This window comes from Sphingomonas sp. Leaf30 (assembly GCF_001422525.1).
GTDB lineage: Bacteria > Pseudomonadota > Alphaproteobacteria > Sphingomonadales > Sphingomonadaceae > Sphingomonas > Sphingomonas aerolata.
Genome location: NZ_LMKZ01000018.1, coordinates 546,010 through 547,423 on the forward strand (window position 1 = coordinate 546,010; position 1,414 = coordinate 547,423).

Annotated in this window: 1 protein-coding gene and 1 pseudogene; both read right to left on the reverse strand. The window is 70.2% G+C overall.

The window, feature by feature from the left end; genetic code table 11:
- Nucleotides 1–996: methyl-accepting chemotaxis protein (locus tag ASE89_RS16225; RefSeq protein WP_236701832.1), on the reverse strand; the 996-nt coding region annotated here is incomplete at its 3' end.
- Nucleotides 997–1,017: 21 nt separating this feature from the next.
- Nucleotides 1,018–1,414, reverse strand: a pseudogene (locus ASE89_RS21305) (methyl-accepting chemotaxis protein); the annotation flags it as partial.

Sequence of the window (1,414 nt, forward strand, 5' to 3'; positions counted from 1 at the left end):
AAAGCCGCGCCCGGCATCGCCCGCGCGCGCCGCCTCGATCGTCGCGTTGAGCGCGAGCAGGTTGGTCTGCCCCGCGATCGTGCGGATCAGCCCCAGGATCGATTCGATCGACTGGGCATGCGCGCTCAACGTCTCGGACATCCCGACCGCGTCGGTCGCCTGTGCCGACGCGCGGTTGGCGATCTCGGCGGCCGCCTCGACCTCGATCCGCGCGCCCTCGATCGCACAGATGAGTCCCGAGGCGGTGTGCGCGGCCTCGCGCATCGCCAGCGCCGACTGTTCGGCGGCGGCGGCGACCTCGCTCGTCTTGCCCAGCACGCTGCGGGTCGAGCTCGACGCGCCCATCGCCTGGACGCGGATCCGCGCGCCCAGCTCGGCGGTGTCCTCGATCGACGTCGCGATGCTCTCACGGAACGCCGCCGCCCGCGCGCTGCGGGCGATCCGCGCCGCCTCGGCATCGGACGCGCTCAGATGCGACGCCATGATGTCCGCCTCGATCAGCGCGAGCCGCTGGATCACGTCGCCCAGCATCCGCATCGACGCGGTGTCGGTGCCGACCCGTTCGGCGATCAGCCCGAGCGTGACGCTGTGCGCGAACGCCAGCGCGGCGAGCAAGGCGGGCAGGGGGATGTTCGCCTTGCGCGACTGGACCGCATGGTCGATCGCGATGTCCCGCCACGCCAGGTCATAGGGGGAGAGATATTTCAGCCGGACATAGTCCGCGCTCGCGACGATGCTGCGCTCGAGTCGCTCGGGGGTGAAGGCGGGCCGGACATGAAGCGCGCTCTCGAGCGAGAGGTAATGCCGCCAGAACGTCTCCGCGATCAGCCGGTGGTCGGCGGCATCCAGCATCGCGGTCAGCGTCGCGCAGCTCGGCCCGATCGCGCCGTCCCAATCATAGTCGCGCACGCGTTCGTACAGCGGCCGGCCATCATTGCCCCAGTCCAGCGTGCCGTGCGGCACGCCATTGCTCATGCGGTCGATTGGCGCGGTCATGCTCCCCCCTTGTGCCCTCCGTTATGCAGCCACCTTCGCGATGAATACGCCCGCGCTGGTCTTCAGATTGCTCAGCCGGCTGTCGAGCATGTCGAAGCCCCGGCCGACGCCGTCGATCTCGGTCGCCACCATTTCGGTATCCGCCCTGATCGCCGCGATCGTCGTCGACATCGAATCGGCGGCGAGCGCGGTCTCGTCGACCGCGGCGGTGATCGCGGTGACGGTCTGCGCCTGCGCCTCCATCGCGTGCCGGATCCGGTCGGCGCTGTCCTGCACCTCGGCGACGGTCGCCTTGATGCTCGCATTGGTCGCGACCGTGCCGCGCGTCGCCGACTGGATCGCGGCGATCTTGGCGGCGATGTCGTCGGTCGCGCGTGCGGTCTGGCTGGCGAGGCTCTTCACCTCCTGCGCCACCACC